Origin of the sequence: Halomonas sp. NCCP-2165, from assembly GCF_023708045.1 — a bacterium.
Taxonomy (GTDB): domain Bacteria; phylum Pseudomonadota; class Gammaproteobacteria; order Pseudomonadales; family Halomonadaceae; genus Bisbaumannia; species Bisbaumannia pacifica.
The window spans coordinates 1-15,729 of the sequence record NZ_BRCY01000045.1; the positions used below are offsets into that span (position 1 = coordinate 1).

Below are 15,729 nucleotides of genomic sequence, written 5' to 3' on the forward strand. Positions count from 1 at the left end.
GGGGCCGGTATCTGCTGGTTTGGCTTCACCAGTACAACTGGCATCGACCGCATGCCAGCCTGGATTACCATCCTCCGGTTAGCCGGCTAGGTCTTTCCGTGAACAACCTGGTGGGTTTACACAGCTAGCCGCGGGCCTCTCGGGCCAGAGGACTCGACAAGCGGCCACCGAGGGTCTACCTAAGGGGGGTGATCCCTGGATAACCCCGCTCCGGGAGGCCCCATGGCCCAACGCATCACCCCCCAGTTGATGTTCGAGGGCGACGCCGAGGCGGCCATGCGCCGCTATGTGTCGCTCTTCGAGGATGCCGAGATCACCCACCTGGAGCGTTACGGTCCCGGCGAGCCGGGCGCGGAAGGCAGCCTCAAACAGGCCGAGTTCACCCTCGGTGGGCGCCGCTATCGCTGCATCGATAGCCCGGTGCCTCATGCCTTCACCTTCACGCCGTCGATCGCGCTGTGCATCGACTGCGAGGACGCCGCGGAGTTCGAGCGCCTCCATGCCGCGCTCGCCGAGGGTGGCGAGACGCTGATGCCCCCCGACGACTACGGCTTCGGCGCCCGCTTCGCCTGGCTCAACGACCGCTTCGGGGTCTCCTGGCAACTCAACCTGGCATATGAGGAGGGCACCCCATGACCTCTCCCCTGCCCCCCATCGTCTCCATGGCGGAGTGGCAGACCGCCTTGGACGCCCAGATCGCCCGGGAGAAGGCCCATACCCGGGAGCGCGACCGACTCAGCGCCGCCCGCCGCCGCCTGCCGATGGTCGAGGTGCGCAACGACTACGCCTTCGAGGGGCCCGATGGCCCACAGAGCCTGCTCGACCTCTTCGCGGGGCGTCGCCAGTTGATCGTCTACCATTTCATGTTCGGGCCCGACTGGGAGGCGGGCTGCGATGGCTGCTCCTGGGTGGTCGACGCCATGACCCACCCCGCCCACCTGCACGCCCGGGACACCAGCCTGGTGCTGGCCTCCCGGGCGCCCCTGGAGAAGCTCCAACGCTACCAGGCCCGCATGGGCTGGCGGCATCCGCCCTGGGTCTCCTCCCTGGGCAGCGACTTCAACGTCGATATGGGCGTGACCAGCGAGGACGGCTGCGCCCCGGATACCGACCGTGGCGAGCGGCATGGCATCAGCGTCTTCCTGCGCGACGGTGAGCGGGTCTTTCGCAGCTACTTCACCGGCAGGCGCGGCGTCGAGTACCTGGGCAGCCTGTGGAGCTACCTGGACCTGACGCCCTACGGCCGCCAAGAGACCTGGGAGGACTCCCCGGAGGGCTGGCCCCAGACCCCGCCCTACGCCTGGAACCGCCGCCACGACGAGTACGACACCTGAACGAGGCTCAGGCCACCCGCCGTGGCGAAGTGATCTACCCTGAACGGCACCCTGGCCGGATTCCTGGCATGGGTCGTCCCTGAGCGGAGGTAGGCCAGATGCAACCACGTATCACCCTGATCACCCTGGGCGTCGACGACCTGGAACGGGCGCTGCGCTTCTACCGCGATGGCCTCGGCCTGGCAACGCCCGGCATCATCGGCGAGGAGTTCGAGGAGGGCGACGGCGCCGTGGTCTTCTTCGACCTGCGGGGCGGGCTCAAGCTCGGCCTCTGGCCGCGGCGCTGCCTCGCCAATGACGCCAACCTGCCACTGGGGCCGCCGAGCGCCACCGAGCTCAGCCTGGCCCATAACGTCGCCTCCCGGGAGGAGGTCGACGAGGTGATGGCCCAGGCCAGGCAGGCCGGCGCCACCCTCACCAAGCCCGCCCATGAGACCTTCTGGGGCGGCTATGCCGGTTACTTCCAGGACCCCGACGGGCACCTGTGGGAAGTGGCCTGGAACCCGGCCTGGGAAGTCGAGGAATGAGCGCCAAAGGACCCGCGGCCGCCCGCCAAATGCCTTCCATGACGGACGCCGAGTCCCTCGCGCGGGCCATCCATGAGCGGGTGATGCTGGTGCCCTACGACCCGGCCTGGCCGGGCCGTTTCGCCGCCGAACGGGCGCGCCTGCTGGGGCGGTTTGCCGACGCCCTGCGCGGGGTGGTGCATATCGGCAGCACCGCGGTGCCCGGCCTGCCCGCCAAGCCGGTCATCGACATCATGGCCGGGGTCGACTCCCTGGCGGTCGCCGACGCGCTGATGGCGCCGCTGCTCGAGGCCGGCTACGTCACCTCCGCCGAGTTCAACGCCGCCCTCACCGACCGCCGCTGGCTGATGCGCCACGCCGCGGGCCACCGTACCCATCACCTGCACCTGGTGGTCCACGACGGCCACCTATGGCGGCAACGCCTGGCCTTCCGCGACACCCTGCGCGCCGACCCGGCCCTGGCCGAGCGCTATGCCCTGCTCAAGGCCGAACTGGCCGCCCGCCACCCCGACGACCGGGAGGCCTATACCCGGGCCAAGGGCGAGTTCGTGCGGGCGGTGCTAGCACGAACCTGAGACGTCCCGACTGCGGCGCTGCGCCCCAGAGTGTCATGCCCTCACTGTTGCCATTCGCTGGGCGGTATGCGCCGCAGATGCAGATGGCTGACCAGTCGGATGGTGGGACGGATCAGGAACTGGAAGCTGCCGAGGATGAACATCCACACCGCCAGGGTCTCCTGGCTTGGGTACAGGAAGAGAATGCTGCCGACCAAAAACCAGATGGCAATGCAGAAGTCGTTGGCGATGCTCAACGTCTCGTAACGGCGGCGGATCACCAGCTCCTCGTGTCCCAGGCGCAGGGTCAAAGTGTCGTCGAGAGGCGTGCGGGGGGAGGCGGGCGTCGTCATCGGTGCTCCTTTCGGCAGTGGCGAGGGGTCCTTTCCTAGCCTACCAGCCGTTCCCGGGCTCACACATGCTTATCCCGAGGTGTCTCCGCCGCCCCGGCCCGGTCACGCGACTCGGCCAGCGCCAGCCACGCGCCGACAACGCGGCCTCCGGGGCCTCGCTCGGGGGCTTCTCGGCTAACGCTTCGGATACCGCCTCTCCTCGGCCGAAGGGCAGGTCGGCGACGAAGGTGCCTGCGCCGGGGCGGGTCTACAGGAAGCCCTCGGCGACCAGTTGCTCGATGGCCTCCATCAGCGTGTTACGCCCCACGCCCAGATCACGGGCCAGGCGCCGCGACGACGGCAGCCGACTGCCGCTGGCCAGGTGCCCCACCTGTATCCAGCCCCGCAGCGCCCGGTAGAGGCGCCGGGCCAGGGGCTGGGAGGACGGCGTCATCAGTTCGATGCCCAGGGCCTCGCCGACCCAGTCGACGTGCGTGGCGATAACCGGTTCCATGATTTTCCTTATAACTGGCCCTTACCAGGGAACCACCATGCCGCCAGACTCGAACACTGTCACTACCCCCTGCGAGGAGATCACCATGCCTATCCGTCATGCCCGGCTCGCCGACGTCGAGGCCCTCGGCGCGCTGCTCGACGACTATCGGGTCTTCTACGGCCAGGCCTCCGACCCGGACGCCGCTCGTCGTTTCCTGGCCCAACGCCTGGGGCTGGGCGATTCCCATCTGCTGATGCACTGCGGCGACGACGGTGTGCCACAGGGCTTCGTCCAGCTCTACCCGCTGTTCAGCAGCGGTGCGCCTGGCCCCACAATGGCGCCTCAACGACCTCTTCGTGGCCCCCCAGGCCCGCCGCCGGGGCCTGGGCCGCGCCCTGATGAACGCCGCCCGCGACCTGGCCCTGGCCCATGGCGTTCGGCAGTTGACCCTGGCGACTCGGATCGACAACCAGGCCGCCCAGGCGCTCTACGAGGCCCTCGGCTGGCAACGCGACCGGGACTTTCACCACTACGCCCTGCGCCTCGACGGAGAAAACGTCCATGTACCGTCCCCGTGACACCCGCATGCCCCTGGACGAGGCCCAGGCGGTGATCGATGCCCATGGCTTAGCCGAGCTCCTCCCAGGGCTATAGCGAGCGTCACGGTGACGCCCTGTTCGACGCCCTGGGCCTGTCCGGGGACGCCCCCGGCGACGGCCCGCAGGCGCGCTGGACCTAACTGGGCGGCGTTCCCTATGCCGACCGGGCCGGCTTCGATGCCTGGCTGGCAGCGGACAACTTCGATGCCCGGGGCCGGCAACGCCTCTCGCTGTCGGCCCTGACGGCGCGCGCATCCGCCATCGACTGATCGCCGACGGCCGAATCGTGCGCCTATCGCTGCGGGGCCGGCTCGGCCTCGCCATCGACATCCACGCCGATAAAGCCGCCGGACTGGCGCCGCCACAGGGCGGCGTAGAGACCGTCCCGGGCCAGCAGTTCCTGGTGACTGCCGCTCTCGACGATGCGCCCCTCGTCGATCACCACCAGGCGGTCGAGCATGGCGATGGTGGAGAGGCGATGGGCGATGGCGATCACCGTCTTGCCCTCCATCAGCGCATACAGTTGCTCCTGGATCGCCGCCTCCACCTCGGAGTCCAGCGCCGAGGTGGCCTCGTCCAGCACCAGGATGGGGGCGTTCTTGAGCAGCACCCGGGCGATGGCGATGCGCTGACGCTGGCCACCGGAGAGCTTGACGCCCCGCTCCCCGACCTGGGCATCCAGGCCACGGCGCCCCTGGAGGTCCACCAGTTCATCGATAAAGCCATCCGCATGGGCGCGGCGCACCGCCTCCCGAACCTGCGCCTCGCTGGCCTCGGGACTGCCGTAACGGATATTGTCGCGCACCGAGCGATGCAGCAGGGAGGTGTCCTGGGTGACCATGCCGATCCGCCGGCGCAGCGACTCCTGAGTCACCCCGGCGATGTCCTGGCCATCGATCAGGATGCGTCCGCCCTCCAGGTCATAGAAGCGCAGCAGCAGGTTGGCGAGCGTCGACTTGCCGGCCCCGGAGCGACCGATCAGCCCCACCTTCTCGCCGGGGGCGATGCTCAGGTCGAGGCCATCGAAGACCCGCCGGGGCTCTCCACCGGACAGCAGCCTCGCGTGGCCGTCGGGGCGCGCATAGCCGAAGCGCAGCGACTCGAAGCGGATCTCGCCGTGGGGCACCGCCAGCGCCTGGGCCTCGGGCGCGTCCTTGACCGCCGGCTCCCGGGCGATGGTATTGATGCCGTCCTGCACGGTGCCGATATTCTCGAACAGGCTCGCCACCTCCCAGAGGATCCAGTTGGACATGAAGCGGATACGCATCACCAGGGCGATGGCCACGGCGATAACACCCAGCGACACCGCCTCCAGGTACCAGGCGCCGATGGCCATGGCCGCCACCCCGGCCAGCAGCAGGGAGTTGAGCAGGGTCAGGCTGACGGTGAGGCCGGTGGCCAGGCGCATCTGCCGATAGACGGTGGCCATGAAGCCCTCCATGGCATCACGGGCATAGGCCTGCTCGCGGCGCGTGTCGGCGAACAGCTTGATGGTCTGGATATTGCTGTAGCTGTCGACGATGCGTCCGGTCATCACCGCCCGGGCATCGGCCTGGGCCATGGAGACCGCCCGCAGCCGCGGCACGAAGATCCACATGATGGCGACATACCCCCCCAGCCAGAGCACCAGCGGCAGCATCAGCCAGGGCTCGGCATTGCCCATCAGCAGCATGGCGCCGACGAAGTAGACGAGCACATAGACCAGCAGATCCATCAGCTTCATCACCGTCTCGCGGATCGCCAGGGCCGTCTGCATCACCTTCTGGGAGACCCGGCCGGCGAACTCGTCCTGATAGAAGGCCAGGCTCTGGCCGAGCATATGCCGATGCGCCAGCCAGCGGCCGATCATCGGGTAGTTGCCGAAGATGCTCTGATGGGTGACCAGCGACTGCAGCAGGGTCAGCAGCGGCAGGCCGATCACCACCAGCGCCGCCATGCCGGCCAGGCGCCAGCCGTAGTCGGCGAAGAAGCCCTCGCGCTCGGCCGCGGCGAGCCAGTCGACCAGTTCCCCCATGTAGCCGAAGAAGAGTACCTCGGCGGCGGAGACCAGGCCGGTCAGCAGCGACATCACGAGCAACAGCGGCAACACCGGCCGCGAGAAGTGCAGGATAAAGGCGAAGAGTCCCCGGGGCGGGGTGCCCGCCGCGGCCGCGGGGTAGGGATTCACCAGGCGTTCGAAGTAACCCAACATGATTGGCGTTCCGTCATCGGTGAGGCAGGAGCGGCTCGGCCCCTGGCGTCTATGCCCAGTCTGACGATAGCACGGTCGCCGCTTCGACAAGCGCTGGGCTTGCCCGGGGCCAGGCGGCATTCGCTAACGGGTTCCGGCCCCGCCCGGACCGCCTCGAGGAGGTCATCATGACAGATACCACCCCCGACCCGCTCGCGCCCCGCCAGGATCGTATCAACCCGGTGGTCTTCTACGGCTCGGCCATCGGGATCCTGGTCTTCGCCCTCTGGGCCATGGCCTTCACCGAGCGGGACGCTGAGCCGCCTGGGCACGCTCTGATGCCAGAACGACCACGCCCGCCTCCGGCTGACCGGAGGCGGGCGTGGGGATCTTCCCGAAGGCGGGAACTCAGTAGAGGTGTACCGCCTCGAAGCGAGCCAGTACCTCGCCCTGGGCATCCGTCAGGGTCAGCGACCCGCCCTCGACGTCCCAGGCGGCGACCCGCTCCAGCGCCGCCAGGAAGGCCTGTTCGGTATCCATGCCCGCCATGCAGGCCATGCGGGTGGTGGCCATCTGGCCGAAGCTCAGCGCCTGGCCCGCCAGGCGATAGCCACCCATCAGGCGATTGCAGCCGGTGGAGCCCGCCACGCGCCGATCCTCCACATGCAGTACCAGGTGCGCCTCGCGCCGATTGTCCACCCCCGCCACCGGCGCCTCGCCGAGCCGGGTCAGCTTCCAGTAGGTATTGACCAGGGGCTCATCCACGGGGGCCTCCATGGCAGCACAACCCGCCATCACCAAGGAAAAAGCCAGCACCATCGCCAGGGAAGCCATCCTTTTCATAGTCTTTTCTCCTGAAATTATCGCAGTGACCTTCCTCAGACCGTTATCGACGCTTAAGTTCCCCGAGCGCCTCACAGGCGAATACCCGGGGTGGGTGCCTCAACCGGCGAGGAAGGCGGCAAGGCCGCCTCCAGCACCTGAGGCGACACATGAATGCTAGCACCGGCCTGCAGGCCCAGGGCGATGGCGTCGCTGGCGCGACTGTCGATGCGCAGGGGCGTCGGATCGTCCTTCCCCACGCGCAGCTCCAGCATGCCCAGGAAGACGCCATCGACGATGGCATCCACATAGACGCGCTCCAGGCTCGCCTCGAGGCCGGCCAGCACATCACCGAGCAGCTCGTGGGTCAGGGGACGACGCGGCCGAGCGCCGAACAGGCCGCGACGGATCGCCTCGGCCTCGGCGCTTCCGATAAAGATCGGAATCACCGCCCGAGCCCCGGGCTCCCGCAGCAGGACCACCGGCACGCCGGGCCCCGCCAGGCCGACGCTGACCACCTCGACTTCCACCATGGCCTCCGGCGGCACCGCCAACTCCCGGGCCGCGACGGGCGACCCTGGCAGCAGCAGACAGAGGGCCAGGCACCAGGGCCCCCATCGCGGCATGGCGAACCTCCCTTCCCCGAGGACGGGGCATGGATCGGGTACCCTCAGCATGGCAGCCTTGCCCCGGTGCCGCGACCGCCGCCCCCGGAATTAAGCTTGTTACCGCTTTCCGTTGTTCAGTAAGATTCCTGCCATCGTTTTTGATCCGGTGAGAACAGCAATGGGCAGAGCCTTCCAGAACCGCAAGGAATCCATGGCCAAGACGGCCGCCGCCAAGACCAAGGTCTACAGCAAGTACGGGCGCGAGATCTACGTCGTCGCCAAGTCCGGCGGCACCGACCCCAACGGCAACCTGGCGCTGCGCGGCCTGATCGAGCGGGCCAAGAAGGACCAGGTGCCCAGCCATGTGATCGACAAGGCCCTCGACAAGGCCAGCGGCGTGGGCGGCGAAGACTACTCCCCGGCCCGCTACGAAGGCTTCGGTCCCGGCAACGTGATGGTCATCGTCGACTGCCTCACCGATAACCCCAACCGCACCTTCGGCGACGTGCGCGCCTGCTTCACCAAGACCAAGTCGAAGATCGGCACCCCCGGCAGTGTCAGCCATATGTTCGACCACTGCGCCATCCTGGCCTATGCCGGCGATGACGAGGAGGCGGCCCTGGAGGCGCTGATGGAGGGCGATGTCGATGTCACCGACATCGAGAACGAAAACGGCCAGATCACCGTCTTTGCCCCGCATACCGAATACGCCAAGGCCAAGCAGGCGCTGCTGGGCGCCTTCGGCGAGCTCGACTTCGAGGTCGACGAGATCCAGTTCGTGCCCCAGACCACCACCCCGGTGGAGGGCGACGACGTGGCGATGTTCGAGAAATTCCTCGACCTGCTCAACGACCTGGACGACGTCCAGAACGTCTTCCATAACGCCGAACTGCCCGACGAGGCCTGAGGCGCATTCCGCCGCCCGGCGCGGGCGGCGGCCCCTTCCTAAGCCTTGGAGTCGGCGGGCCTGTCGCAGCCCATCACGCCCCCCTTGGCCCAGTTCTCCCCCTCCACCTCGCTGAAGAACACCTGCACCGACGCCTCCTCGGCGCCATAGACCTCGGCGAAGGCCTGGGTGATGCGCCGCGCCAGCTCACGCTTCTGTTCGACGCTGCGGGGAAACTGCTGAATGGTCACGATGGGCATGGGTGGGGCTCCGGATGATTGTCAGGAAAAATGAGAGGGCGCGCCTGAGTCCGCGGAGTCTCAGGCGTATTCGATCAGGCCGTCATCCAGCGAGGGACCTAAGCGCTTGGGGACTTTCATGGCACCCGTTCGATCGGTTCAGCGGCTGACGCGGCGCACGCGAACGCTGCGCCCCTTGAGTTTGTCCCCTTCGAGCTTGGCCAGGGCCGGCTTGGCCACCTCGCGGCGCACCGCCACATAGGCGCTGTTCGCCATGACCTTGATCTTGCCTACCTGGTCGCCGGCGATGCCGCCCTCGCCGGTGAGGGCGCCGAGGATATCGCCGGGGCGCAGCTTCTGCTTCTTGCCGCTGCCGAGCTGCAGGGTGGCCATGGGCGGCACCAGGGGGGCGGCGTCACGGGGACGGGGCAACGGCTCGGTATCGAGGATCTCGCCGAGGAAATCGGCGAGGCGCTCCAGGCGGTAGGTCTCCGCCTCGGCCACCAGGGTGCAGGCCACCCCGGAGCCACCGGCCCGGCCGGTACGCCCCACCCGGTGCACATGCGCCGCCAGGTCCCGGGCGAGCTGGTAGTTGAAGACCGCGTCCAGGGCCTCGATATCCAGGCCCCGGGCCGCCACGTCGGTGGCCACCAGGATCGACACGCTCTTGTTGGCGAACAGCACCAGCAGGCGGTCCCGGTCGCGCTGTTCCAGGTCGCCATGCAGGGCCAGGGCGCTGAAGCCCTCGCGGTTCAGGGCCTCGGCCAGCTCCTGGGTCTCGCGCTTGGTGTTGCAGAACACCACGCTGGACTCGGGGCGATGATGACGCAGCAGGCGGCACAGGGCCGGCAGGCGGGCCGCCTCGTCGGCGACCCGATGGAAATACTGACGAATGCTGGTCTCGTCATGGGTCTCGGTCAGCGCCACCTCGAGCGGGTCGCGCAGCAGGGCGGCGGCGATGGGGCGCAGCGCCTCGGCCCCCGCCCCCTGCAGGCCGGTGGCGCTGAACAGCAGCGTCTGGCGGCTGGCCGGGATGGCGGCGACGATGGCCTCCAGGGCGGCCTGAAAGCCCATGTCCAGCATGCGATCCGCCTCATCCAGCACCAGGCTGGCGAGACCGCCCAGGTCGAGGCTGCCCTTGCGCAGATGCTCCTCCACCCGCCCCGGGGTACCCACCACGATATGCGCCCCATGGGCCAGGGAGGCCAGTTGGGGACCGAAGGGTGCGCCGCCACACAGAGTCAGCACCTTCACATTGGCCAGGGTGCGCGCCAGGCGCCGCAGCTCGCCGGCCACCTGATCGGCCAGCTCCCGGGTGGGACAGAGCACCAGGGCCTGGACCCGGAAGCTGTCCCGCTCGAGCCGTGACAGCAGGCCCAGGCCGAAGGCCGCGGTCTTGCCGGAGCCGGTCTTGGCCTGGGCGATCAGGTCGCGGCCGGCCAGGGTCGCCGGCAGGCTGGCGGCCTGGATCGGGGTCATGGCGTGATAGCCCAGGGAGGCCAGGTTGGCCAGCAGTTCCGGCGCCAGGGGCAAGGCGGAGAAGGCCCCGGCGTGAGCGGCGGCATCGGACATGGTAACGGGGTCCTGCGAGATGGGGAGGGGAGAGAGGGCCACCAGCAACGGCAACGCGCTTGGCGCCCGAGGGCGCCAATCCTAGCAGAAAGCGCGGCGAAATACCGCCAACGTGATACGAACGACAAGGCAAGTCCCCGGGCGGCCACCAGCCTTGCGCTTTCCTTATGGCTGCTAGCCTGTATGATGAAACGGCAAGTGATTTTCAGCGGAGATACCACGACGAGCGATCATTCTTTCCAAGCCAGTACGGGAGGTTCACATGAAGGTCTACAAACCTGAGTGGCGATGCACCTTTAGCGTAAACGACGGCGTGGAAGAATCAGCCAACTGGCGAACCCGCTTCGCCTGGTCGTTGCGACGCTTCGCCGACCGGCTCGAAAGACGGGGTCGTACCCTCAAGATCGACTACGATGTCGCCCCCGCGGTGAGCCAGCAGGAGGTGGATACCTGCCTGGGCAAGGGCTTCGAGCTGACCCAGGGCCTACTCACCCAGCTCGCCCACCAGGCCGCCTGCGAGGCGGTGATGCGCGACGCCAAGGCGGAACTCTTCGAGGAAGAGCCGCGCCGCTGACCCCAAGCCCCGGCCCCGTGCCGGGGCTTGGCTATTCACGGTCACCGCCCCCTGCCCTGGCTCCATCGCCCGTTAGCACCCCACCGGGACACCGGATTAATTAAGCATTTTGCGGTCTTTTGCGCCCAATGTCGCCCATCTTCGCCAAGGCTTGCCGCTTCTGCCGTGGCCGGTTACTATCCGCTAGCCTCCCTGGCCCTCATCGCCTCGAATGATGCGATATCCGCGACATGAGACCCCTGAGGTAATCCCATGGGACATCGACCCAAGTTTCTGCTGCTTGCCGCCCTGCTGGGGCTGCTGACGTTGGGCCCGGCGATCGCCCAGGCCCACGACATCGCCCCCCAGCGTGGCGTCGCCTCCTTCTACAGCGACCGCTTCCAGGGCGCCACCACCGCCAGTGGTGACACCTTCGACCAACAGGCCCTCACCGCCGCCCACCCCAGCCTGCCCTTCGGCACCCGGGTGCTGGTGACGCGCCGCGATACCGGGCAGGAAGTGGAGGTCACCATCAATGATCGCGGCCCCTTCGTGGCGGGCCGGATCATCGACCTTTCCAAGCGCGCCGCCCGGGAACTGGGCATGCTGCGCCGTGGCATCGCTCCGGTGATGATCACCCAGGTCGACTAGGCCGCGATGGTCACCCTATAACGCCCGATGCCCGCCTTTCGGCGGGCATCGGGCGTTCTCGGTCACGCAGGCCACTCACTCCACGCGTTCGCGCTTGTCCTCGGTGCGGGTCTCGAAGTCACTGGCATCATGACGCTCGTGGAGCTGCATGGCCGGATCGCCGAAGGTGCGGTTGACCATGCGCCCGCGACGCACCGCCGGTCGGGCGTCGATCTCCCTGGCCCAGCGCTGCACATGGGCATACTCCTGCACCTGCAGGAACTCGCCGGCGTCGTATTGCCGCCCCAGCGCCAGCTGGCCATACCAGGCCCAGTTGGCGATATCGGCGATGGTGTAGTCGTCGCCAGCCAGGTAGGGCGTCTCGGCCAGGCGCCGATCCAGCACGTCCAGTTGGCGCTTGGCCTCCATGGCATAACGGTCGATGGCGTACTCGATCTTCTCCGGCGCATAGGCGTAGAAGTGGCCGAAACCACCGCCCAGGAAGGGCGCGCTGCCCATCTGCCAGAACAGCCAATTCAGGGTTTCGGTGCGCTGCGCCAGGCCGCCCGGCAGGAATTCACCGAAGCGCTCGGCCAGGTAGAGCAGGATGGCGCCAGACTCGAAGACCCGGATCGGCTCGGCGGGGCCATGGTCGACCAGCGCCGGGATCTTGGAATTGGGATTGATCTCGACGAAGCCGCTGCCGAACTGATCGCCCTCGCCGATGCGGATCAACCAGGCATCATACTCGGCGTCCTGATAGCCCAGCGCCAGCAACTCCTCCAGCATCACCGTGACCTTGACCCCATTGGGCGTGCCCATCGAGTAGAGCTGGAAGGGGTGCTTGCCCACCGGCAGCGCCTGGTCGTGGGTCGGCCCGGCGACGGGCCGGTTGATGCTGGCGAAGGTGCCGCCGCTGGCCTTCTCCCAGGTCCACACCCTCGGGGGAACGTATCCGTTCTCTTGGCTCATCTCGCCTCCTCACGGGGAACTCCGGCCCCGCACCGGAAACCGGCGCGGGGCGATACTTGCCATGAGACAAACGATAGCCTGTTAAGGTTTCCTCCGCGAGCCTAGGTGTGATCTCTCGGTAGGTTGCTGGCCCGGCGCCCCCGTACGACGGGTATCGACCGCATGCCAGCCTGGATTCCCCCCGCCGGTTTAGTCGGCCGGGGCTTTCCGTGAACAACCGGATGGGGTTACGCAGCTAGCACACCCCTCGCGATCGGGCGAACATACTACCGATCACCAGGCCGAATACGACATGCGCCAGCAAGGTGGACAAAGGGGCCACCAAGCCGAAGCCCATGCCGAACAGGCCGGAGCCCGCCATGGGGAAGACCGTGACCATTACCACCAGCCAGGCGACCAGCCCAAACAGCAGGCCACGTCGCGCGCCGCTCCGCCCCGGCAGGTAGGGTGCCAGCAGCCCGAAGAGCATGCCCCAGACCAGGGTCCCCACCGCGAAATGGATCCCCCAGCCCACCAGCCGACTGTCCGGCGTGCCGAGCAGGTCCTGCGCGGCCAGGTTCATGATCTCGATAGGGTCGTACCAGGGAATGATGCCCGCCGACAGGCGCAGGATCATGATCATCGAGATGACCAGGGTGGCCACGAAGCCGGCCCACATCCCCCTCACCAGGCGACAGCCCATAAGGCACCTCCCGGTGCAGTGGCTATGCCTTGCAGTATAGGCCGTTCGTTGGCGGGCCTGACGCCCCCCTGTCGCCATAAGGCGACTCTCGAGGCCCCTTGAGCCGCGCGCCTCCGGAGGTTGCCCCCCATGGTGTTGCCGACTGGCGACGACGTCCTCGGCTGGCGGCGGAAAGCGGGCACCACAAGAAGATCGAATTAATAAGTAACTGACTGATTTATTGACAATAAATTCAACTTCGGCACAGTATTGGCTATACGCAAGGCGAAGCCACACGCGTTGCGACGAGCAAGGCCCACCTCCCATCGGCCCCCAGCCAAGCAGGCAAGAAGGAGACACCATGAGACTCAAGACATTGGCCGCCGGCATGACGCTGGCCGTTGCAGGATTCGTTACCTCCGCCGTCCAGGCCGATCTCTCCGTCGGCGTGTCCACGGAGACTCAGGCCGACACCGGCCTGTTAAGCCTCGACAGCGGCACCAGCGCAGAAGCCGGCGTGGCGATCGGCGTCGGCGGCTCCTCCCAGGCCGGCGCCCAAGGCGAAGTCCAAGGCGAATCCCGGCAGCGCAGCGAACTCGCCGGCGACGGCCGGGCGGAGGCCGAGGCTCGCATCGAGCAAGAGGGCCAGGCCGGCCTCGACACGGCCCGGGATGACGTTAGCCGTACGGGTAACGAGACCGCGGCCCAGGCCCGCGGACAGGCACAGTCGACCCTGGGTGAAGCGGCCGACACCCTCGACTCCGTCCGGGAGAGCGGTGAAGAATGGATCGAAGGTGGCGCCGCCGCCGAGGCCCAAGGCTCCGCCGGCGTCACCACCGAGGCACACTGACGGTCAACGGATCGACGGTCCGCCTCGGTTTTCGGCACCTCGCCGGGGCAACCGAGGAAACGCACGCCCCCGATCAAGGGTACCGCCCGGGTCGGGGGCTTCAGGTCGCAAGCTCCGGCCCCGGAGGACTCGAGCGGCCTTATCTCAGCGTCGGGTAGCCCTCGACGAACACCCAATCGCTCTGCTGCGCCGGGGTATGGCAGCCCATGCAGGTGTTTTCGAAACTCTCGGACACGTTCACCTCCGGCTCGTCGGCGGTGAAGAGCGCCCAGCCCCAGCCCTGCCCCCAATGGGGACCCTCGAAGCGGCCTTGGGCGTCCTTGACCATCACGAACCAGACCCCCGTCTCGCCGGCCCAGAGCGCCGGTCCGGTGGTCTTCTCGCCGGACTCGATGCCACGAATCTCCTTGACGAGGACGGTGCCATCGGCAAACTCGCCGCTGTCCCGATAGGCCCGGGCAGCTTCGGGTTGGGTGTAGACGTCGTGAAAGCCGGCGCCCGGGGCGTCGGCATCATCGACCACCCAGCTCCCCAGGTGCACCCAGTTGGACCGGACGTCCACCGGTCGCGAGATATTGCCTTCGCTATCCACATGATCCCGGAAGGTCGTCGTCGCCAGGTCGGCGGCGCACACCGGGGCGATGGCCAATGTCAGCAGTGCTGCCAGGCCGACAGCAGGGGTCGTGGTCATGACGGCGCACCTCTCTCGTGGTGTGATCCTGGTGTGGTTTCGCTCCCTTCGACTGGGTAGTGTAGGATGCAGCATGGACGTTTGGATTCCATATGTGCTTATTATGCGTCCAGGAGTCTCATAGTGGACCGACTCGCCGCCCTACTCGCCAACTTCCACCTCGCTGCCAGCGTCTTTCATGCCGGAGCCTTGTGCCATGACACCCGCCATCCGGCAGAGGCAGGCACCGGCTATGTCCATATCCTGAGCCGAGGCACGGCGTACCTGGCGTTGGCGGACGGCCCGGCCCGACGCTTCGATGCGCCGGTCCTGGTCCTGCTGACCGCCGCCGACGCGCACCGCTTCGGGCCGGGCCCCCAGGGGGCGGAGACCCTGTGTGGTTCCTTCCGTTTCGGCGCCAGCCACACCGGCCCGATCTATCGCGCCCTGCCGTCACTGCTGGTGATGCCACTGGACGAGCTGACCGGCATAGCCGGGCTATTGGAGATGATGCTGGCCGAGATGTGGGAGGAGCGCTGTGGCCGGCAGGCGGCCCTGGACCGGCTGTGCGAGCTGCTGATCATCCAGTTGCTGCGCTACCTGATGGATTCCGGCGAGGTGGATTCCGGACTCTTGGCGGGCATGGCACACCCCAAGCTGGCCAAGGCGCTGATCGCCATGCACGACCGGCCGGCCGCCGACTGGTCCCTGACCACCCTGGCCACCGAGGCCGGCATGTCCCGTGCCCGCTTCGCCAGCGTGTTCCGCGACACCATCGGCCAGCCCCCCGCCGAGTACCTGACCCATTACCGGCTCAGCCTGGCCAAGGCCCTGCTATGGGACGGCGTGCCGCTGGATGCCATCGCCGGCCGGGTGGGCTACGCCAGCCCCTCGGCCCTGGCCAAGATGTTCCGACGTCATACCGGCCTCTCGCCGTTGCAGTGGCGCAACGCCGAGGCCGACACGCTGATGACGAGGCGATGCTAGGCATCGCATGGCCCCCGATGATGGCTGCCAGCGCTATCCGGCGCCTACGTCCTCGACGTTGCTTGAGGTCGAGCCCCCTTGCGAAGACGACGCCCGAGACGATCCCGGGCTGTCGTGCCCACCCCGGCGCATTGCGCGACATCGGGGTGAACCGTCCCGGGATTCCCGGAGGCTCCAAACCTTGAGAGGATGGAGCCATGAACACTTCCAAACGATATGCCCCTGAGGTCCGTCAACGGGCCGTCCGCATGGTCTTCGACCACGAGG

The 15,729-nt window shown here is 67.7% G+C and carries 20 protein-coding genes and 1 pseudogene; 11 read left to right on the forward strand and 10 right to left on the reverse strand.

The window, feature by feature from the left end:
* From NFU04_RS15665 to NFU04_RS15685, 5 genes and pseudogenes are all read left to right on the forward strand, one after another.
* Positions 1 to 128: pseudogene (locus NFU04_RS15665) on the forward strand (IS481 family transposase); the annotation flags it as partial.
* A 94-nt stretch (positions 129 to 222) separates the two neighbouring features.
* Positions 223 to 636, forward strand: a complete 414-nt coding sequence (locus NFU04_RS15670) for a VOC family protein (protein ID WP_251310352.1) — start codon at positions 223 to 225, stop codon at positions 634 to 636.
* Complete coding sequence (locus NFU04_RS15675) at positions 633 to 1,334, forward strand: DUF899 domain-containing protein (protein ID WP_251310353.1); 702 nt, start codon at positions 633 to 635, stop codon at positions 1,332 to 1,334. The genes NFU04_RS15670 and NFU04_RS15675 overlap by 4 nt, the downstream gene beginning before the upstream one ends.
* 98 nt (positions 1,335 to 1,432) lie before the next feature.
* Complete coding sequence (locus NFU04_RS15680; RefSeq protein WP_251310354.1) at positions 1,433 to 1,861, forward strand: VOC family protein; 429 nt, start codon at positions 1,433 to 1,435, stop codon at positions 1,859 to 1,861.
* 38 nt (positions 1,862 to 1,899) lie between these two features.
* Positions 1,900 to 2,436, forward strand: coding sequence for a GrpB family protein (locus NFU04_RS15685; RefSeq protein ID WP_251310355.1), 537 nt, complete (start codon positions 1,900 to 1,902; stop codon positions 2,434 to 2,436).
* Positions 2,437 to 2,477: 41 nt separating this feature from the next.
* Here NFU04_RS15685 and NFU04_RS15690 read toward each other — a convergent pair whose 3' ends face one another.
* Together NFU04_RS15690 and NFU04_RS15695 are read right to left on the reverse strand one after the other, a co-directional pair.
* Complete coding sequence (locus tag NFU04_RS15690; RefSeq protein WP_251310356.1) at positions 2,478 to 2,768, reverse strand: YrhK family protein; 291 nt, start codon at positions 2,766 to 2,768, stop codon at positions 2,478 to 2,480.
* A gap of 247 nt (positions 2,769 to 3,015) precedes the next feature.
* Complete coding sequence (locus NFU04_RS15695) at positions 3,016 to 3,261, reverse strand: GntR family transcriptional regulator (RefSeq protein WP_251310357.1); 246 nt, start codon at positions 3,259 to 3,261, stop codon at positions 3,016 to 3,018.
* Between the two features lie 338 nt (positions 3,262 to 3,599).
* On the opposite strand from NFU04_RS15695, the gene NFU04_RS16445 reads away from it, so the two are divergent.
* Positions 3,600 to 3,821, forward strand: coding sequence for a GNAT family N-acetyltransferase (locus NFU04_RS16445; protein WP_309296797.1), 222 nt, complete (start codon positions 3,600 to 3,602; stop codon positions 3,819 to 3,821).
* A 313-nt stretch (positions 3,822 to 4,134) separates the two neighbouring features.
* On the opposite strand, the gene NFU04_RS15705 is transcribed toward NFU04_RS16445, so the two are convergent.
* The 3 genes from NFU04_RS15705 to NFU04_RS15715 form a co-directional block, all read right to left on the reverse strand.
* Entirely contained in the window at positions 4,135 to 6,033 is a 1,899-nt protein-coding gene (locus NFU04_RS15705) for an ABC transporter ATP-binding protein (protein WP_251310358.1), read from the reverse strand.
* Between the two features lie 387 nt (positions 6,034 to 6,420).
* Entirely contained in the window at positions 6,421 to 6,855 is a 435-nt protein-coding gene (locus NFU04_RS15710; RefSeq protein ID WP_251310359.1) for an META domain-containing protein, read from the reverse strand.
* Between the two features lie 71 nt (positions 6,856 to 6,926).
* Positions 6,927 to 7,460, reverse strand: a complete 534-nt coding sequence (locus NFU04_RS15715; RefSeq protein ID WP_251310360.1) for a bifunctional nuclease family protein — start codon at positions 7,458 to 7,460, stop codon at positions 6,927 to 6,929.
* Positions 7,461 to 7,620: 160 nt separating this feature from the next.
* On the opposite strand from NFU04_RS15715, the gene NFU04_RS15720 reads away from it, so the two are divergent.
* Positions 7,621 to 8,349, forward strand: a complete 729-nt coding sequence (locus NFU04_RS15720) for a YebC/PmpR family DNA-binding transcriptional regulator (protein WP_146802201.1) — start codon at positions 7,621 to 7,623, stop codon at positions 8,347 to 8,349.
* Positions 8,350 to 8,387: 38 nt separating this feature from the next.
* Here NFU04_RS15720 and NFU04_RS15725 read toward each other — a convergent pair whose 3' ends face one another.
* Together NFU04_RS15725 and dbpA are read right to left on the reverse strand one after the other, a co-directional pair.
* The gene (locus NFU04_RS15725) at positions 8,388 to 8,588 is read right to left on the reverse strand and encodes a tautomerase family protein (RefSeq protein WP_251310361.1); all 201 of its coding nucleotides are present in this window, start codon (positions 8,586 to 8,588) and stop codon (positions 8,388 to 8,390) included.
* Positions 8,589 to 8,726: 138 nt separating this feature from the next.
* Positions 8,727 to 10,139 carry an ATP-dependent RNA helicase DbpA gene (gene dbpA, locus NFU04_RS15730; RefSeq protein WP_251310362.1) on the reverse strand — a complete coding sequence of 471 codons (1,413 nt, stop codon included), beginning with the start codon at positions 10,137 to 10,139 and terminating at the stop codon, positions 8,727 to 8,729.
* Between the two features lie 262 nt (positions 10,140 to 10,401).
* Here dbpA and NFU04_RS15735 point away from each other — a divergent pair, with 262 nt between their 5' ends.
* On the forward strand, positions 10,402 to 10,713 hold the full coding sequence (locus tag NFU04_RS15735) for a hypothetical protein (protein WP_146802195.1): 312 nt from the start codon (positions 10,402 to 10,404) through the stop codon (positions 10,711 to 10,713).
* Positions 10,714 to 10,965: 252 nt separating this feature from the next.
* On the forward strand, positions 10,966 to 11,343 hold the full coding sequence (locus NFU04_RS15740) for a septal ring lytic transglycosylase RlpA family protein (protein ID WP_251310363.1): 378 nt from the start codon (positions 10,966 to 10,968) through the stop codon (positions 11,341 to 11,343).
* Between the two features lie 75 nt (positions 11,344 to 11,418).
* Here the strand turns inward: NFU04_RS15740 and yghU are convergent, their stop codons facing one another.
* Entirely contained in the window at positions 11,419 to 12,294 is an 876-nt protein-coding gene (gene yghU, locus NFU04_RS15745) for a glutathione-dependent disulfide-bond oxidoreductase (protein ID WP_251310364.1), read from the reverse strand.
* A 235-nt stretch (positions 12,295 to 12,529) separates the two neighbouring features.
* Complete coding sequence (locus NFU04_RS15750) at positions 12,530 to 12,976, reverse strand: DUF6789 family protein (RefSeq protein ID WP_251310365.1); 447 nt, start codon at positions 12,974 to 12,976, stop codon at positions 12,530 to 12,532.
* A 340-nt stretch (positions 12,977 to 13,316) separates the two neighbouring features.
* Here NFU04_RS15750 and NFU04_RS15755 point away from each other — a divergent pair, with 340 nt between their 5' ends.
* Positions 13,317 to 13,805 (forward strand): hypothetical protein, encoded by a 489-nt coding sequence (locus NFU04_RS15755; protein ID WP_251310366.1) that lies wholly within the window; start codon positions 13,317 to 13,319, stop codon positions 13,803 to 13,805.
* A gap of 139 nt (positions 13,806 to 13,944) precedes the next feature.
* On the opposite strand, the gene NFU04_RS15760 is transcribed toward NFU04_RS15755, so the two are convergent.
* On the reverse strand, positions 13,945 to 14,496 hold the full coding sequence (locus NFU04_RS15760; protein WP_251310367.1) for a cytochrome P460 family protein: 552 nt from the start codon (positions 14,494 to 14,496) through the stop codon (positions 13,945 to 13,947).
* A gap of 123 nt (positions 14,497 to 14,619) precedes the next feature.
* On the opposite strand from NFU04_RS15760, the gene NFU04_RS15765 reads away from it, so the two are divergent.
* On the forward strand, positions 14,620 to 15,462 hold the full coding sequence (locus NFU04_RS15765; RefSeq protein WP_251310368.1) for an AraC family transcriptional regulator: 843 nt from the start codon (positions 14,620 to 14,622) through the stop codon (positions 15,460 to 15,462).
* Positions 15,463 to 15,729 lie beyond the last annotated feature (267 nt).

Bases quoted from the DNA above. Each gene is read 5' to 3' on its own strand.
- NFU04_RS15670 (WP_251310352.1), top strand. From the start codon at position 223: ATGGCCCAACGCATCACCCCCCAGTTGATGTTCGAGGGCGACGCCGAG.
- NFU04_RS15675 (WP_251310353.1), top strand. From the start codon at position 633: ATGACCTCTCCCCTGCCCCCCATCGTCTCCATGGCGGAGTGGCAGACC.
- NFU04_RS15680 (WP_251310354.1), top strand. From the start codon at position 1,433: ATGCAACCACGTATCACCCTGATCACCCTGGGCGTCGACGACCTGGAA.
- NFU04_RS15685 (WP_251310355.1), top strand. From the start codon at position 1,900: ATGACGGACGCCGAGTCCCTCGCGCGGGCCATCCATGAGCGGGTGATG.
- NFU04_RS15690 (WP_251310356.1), bottom strand. From the start codon at position 2,768: ATGACGACGCCCGCCTCCCCCCGCACGCCTCTCGACGACACTTTGACC.
- NFU04_RS15695 (WP_251310357.1), bottom strand. From the start codon at position 3,261: ATGGAACCGGTTATCGCCACGCACGTCGACTGGGTCGGCGAGGCCCTG.
- NFU04_RS15705 (WP_251310358.1), bottom strand. From the start codon at position 6,033: ATGTTGGGTTACTTCGAACGCCTGGTGAATCCCTACCCCGCGGCCGCG.
- NFU04_RS15710 (WP_251310359.1), bottom strand. From the start codon at position 6,855: ATGAAAAGGATGGCTTCCCTGGCGATGGTGCTGGCTTTTTCCTTGGTG.
- NFU04_RS15715 (WP_251310360.1), bottom strand. From the start codon at position 7,460: ATGCCGCGATGGGGGCCCTGGTGCCTGGCCCTCTGTCTGCTGCTGCCA.
- NFU04_RS15720 (WP_146802201.1), top strand. From the start codon at position 7,621: ATGGGCAGAGCCTTCCAGAACCGCAAGGAATCCATGGCCAAGACGGCC.
- NFU04_RS15725 (WP_251310361.1), bottom strand. From the start codon at position 8,588: ATGCCCATCGTGACCATTCAGCAGTTTCCCCGCAGCGTCGAACAGAAG.
- dbpA (WP_251310362.1), bottom strand. From the start codon at position 10,139: ATGTCCGATGCCGCCGCTCACGCCGGGGCCTTCTCCGCCTTGCCCCTG.
- NFU04_RS15735 (WP_146802195.1), top strand. From the start codon at position 10,402: ATGAAGGTCTACAAACCTGAGTGGCGATGCACCTTTAGCGTAAACGAC.
- NFU04_RS15740 (WP_251310363.1), top strand. From the start codon at position 10,966: ATGGGACATCGACCCAAGTTTCTGCTGCTTGCCGCCCTGCTGGGGCTG.
- yghU (WP_251310364.1), bottom strand. From the start codon at position 12,294: ATGAGCCAAGAGAACGGATACGTTCCCCCGAGGGTGTGGACCTGGGAG.
- NFU04_RS15750 (WP_251310365.1), bottom strand. From the start codon at position 12,976: ATGGGCTGTCGCCTGGTGAGGGGGATGTGGGCCGGCTTCGTGGCCACC.
- NFU04_RS15755 (WP_251310366.1), top strand. From the start codon at position 13,317: ATGAGACTCAAGACATTGGCCGCCGGCATGACGCTGGCCGTTGCAGGA.
- NFU04_RS15760 (WP_251310367.1), bottom strand. From the start codon at position 14,496: ATGACCACGACCCCTGCTGTCGGCCTGGCAGCACTGCTGACATTGGCC.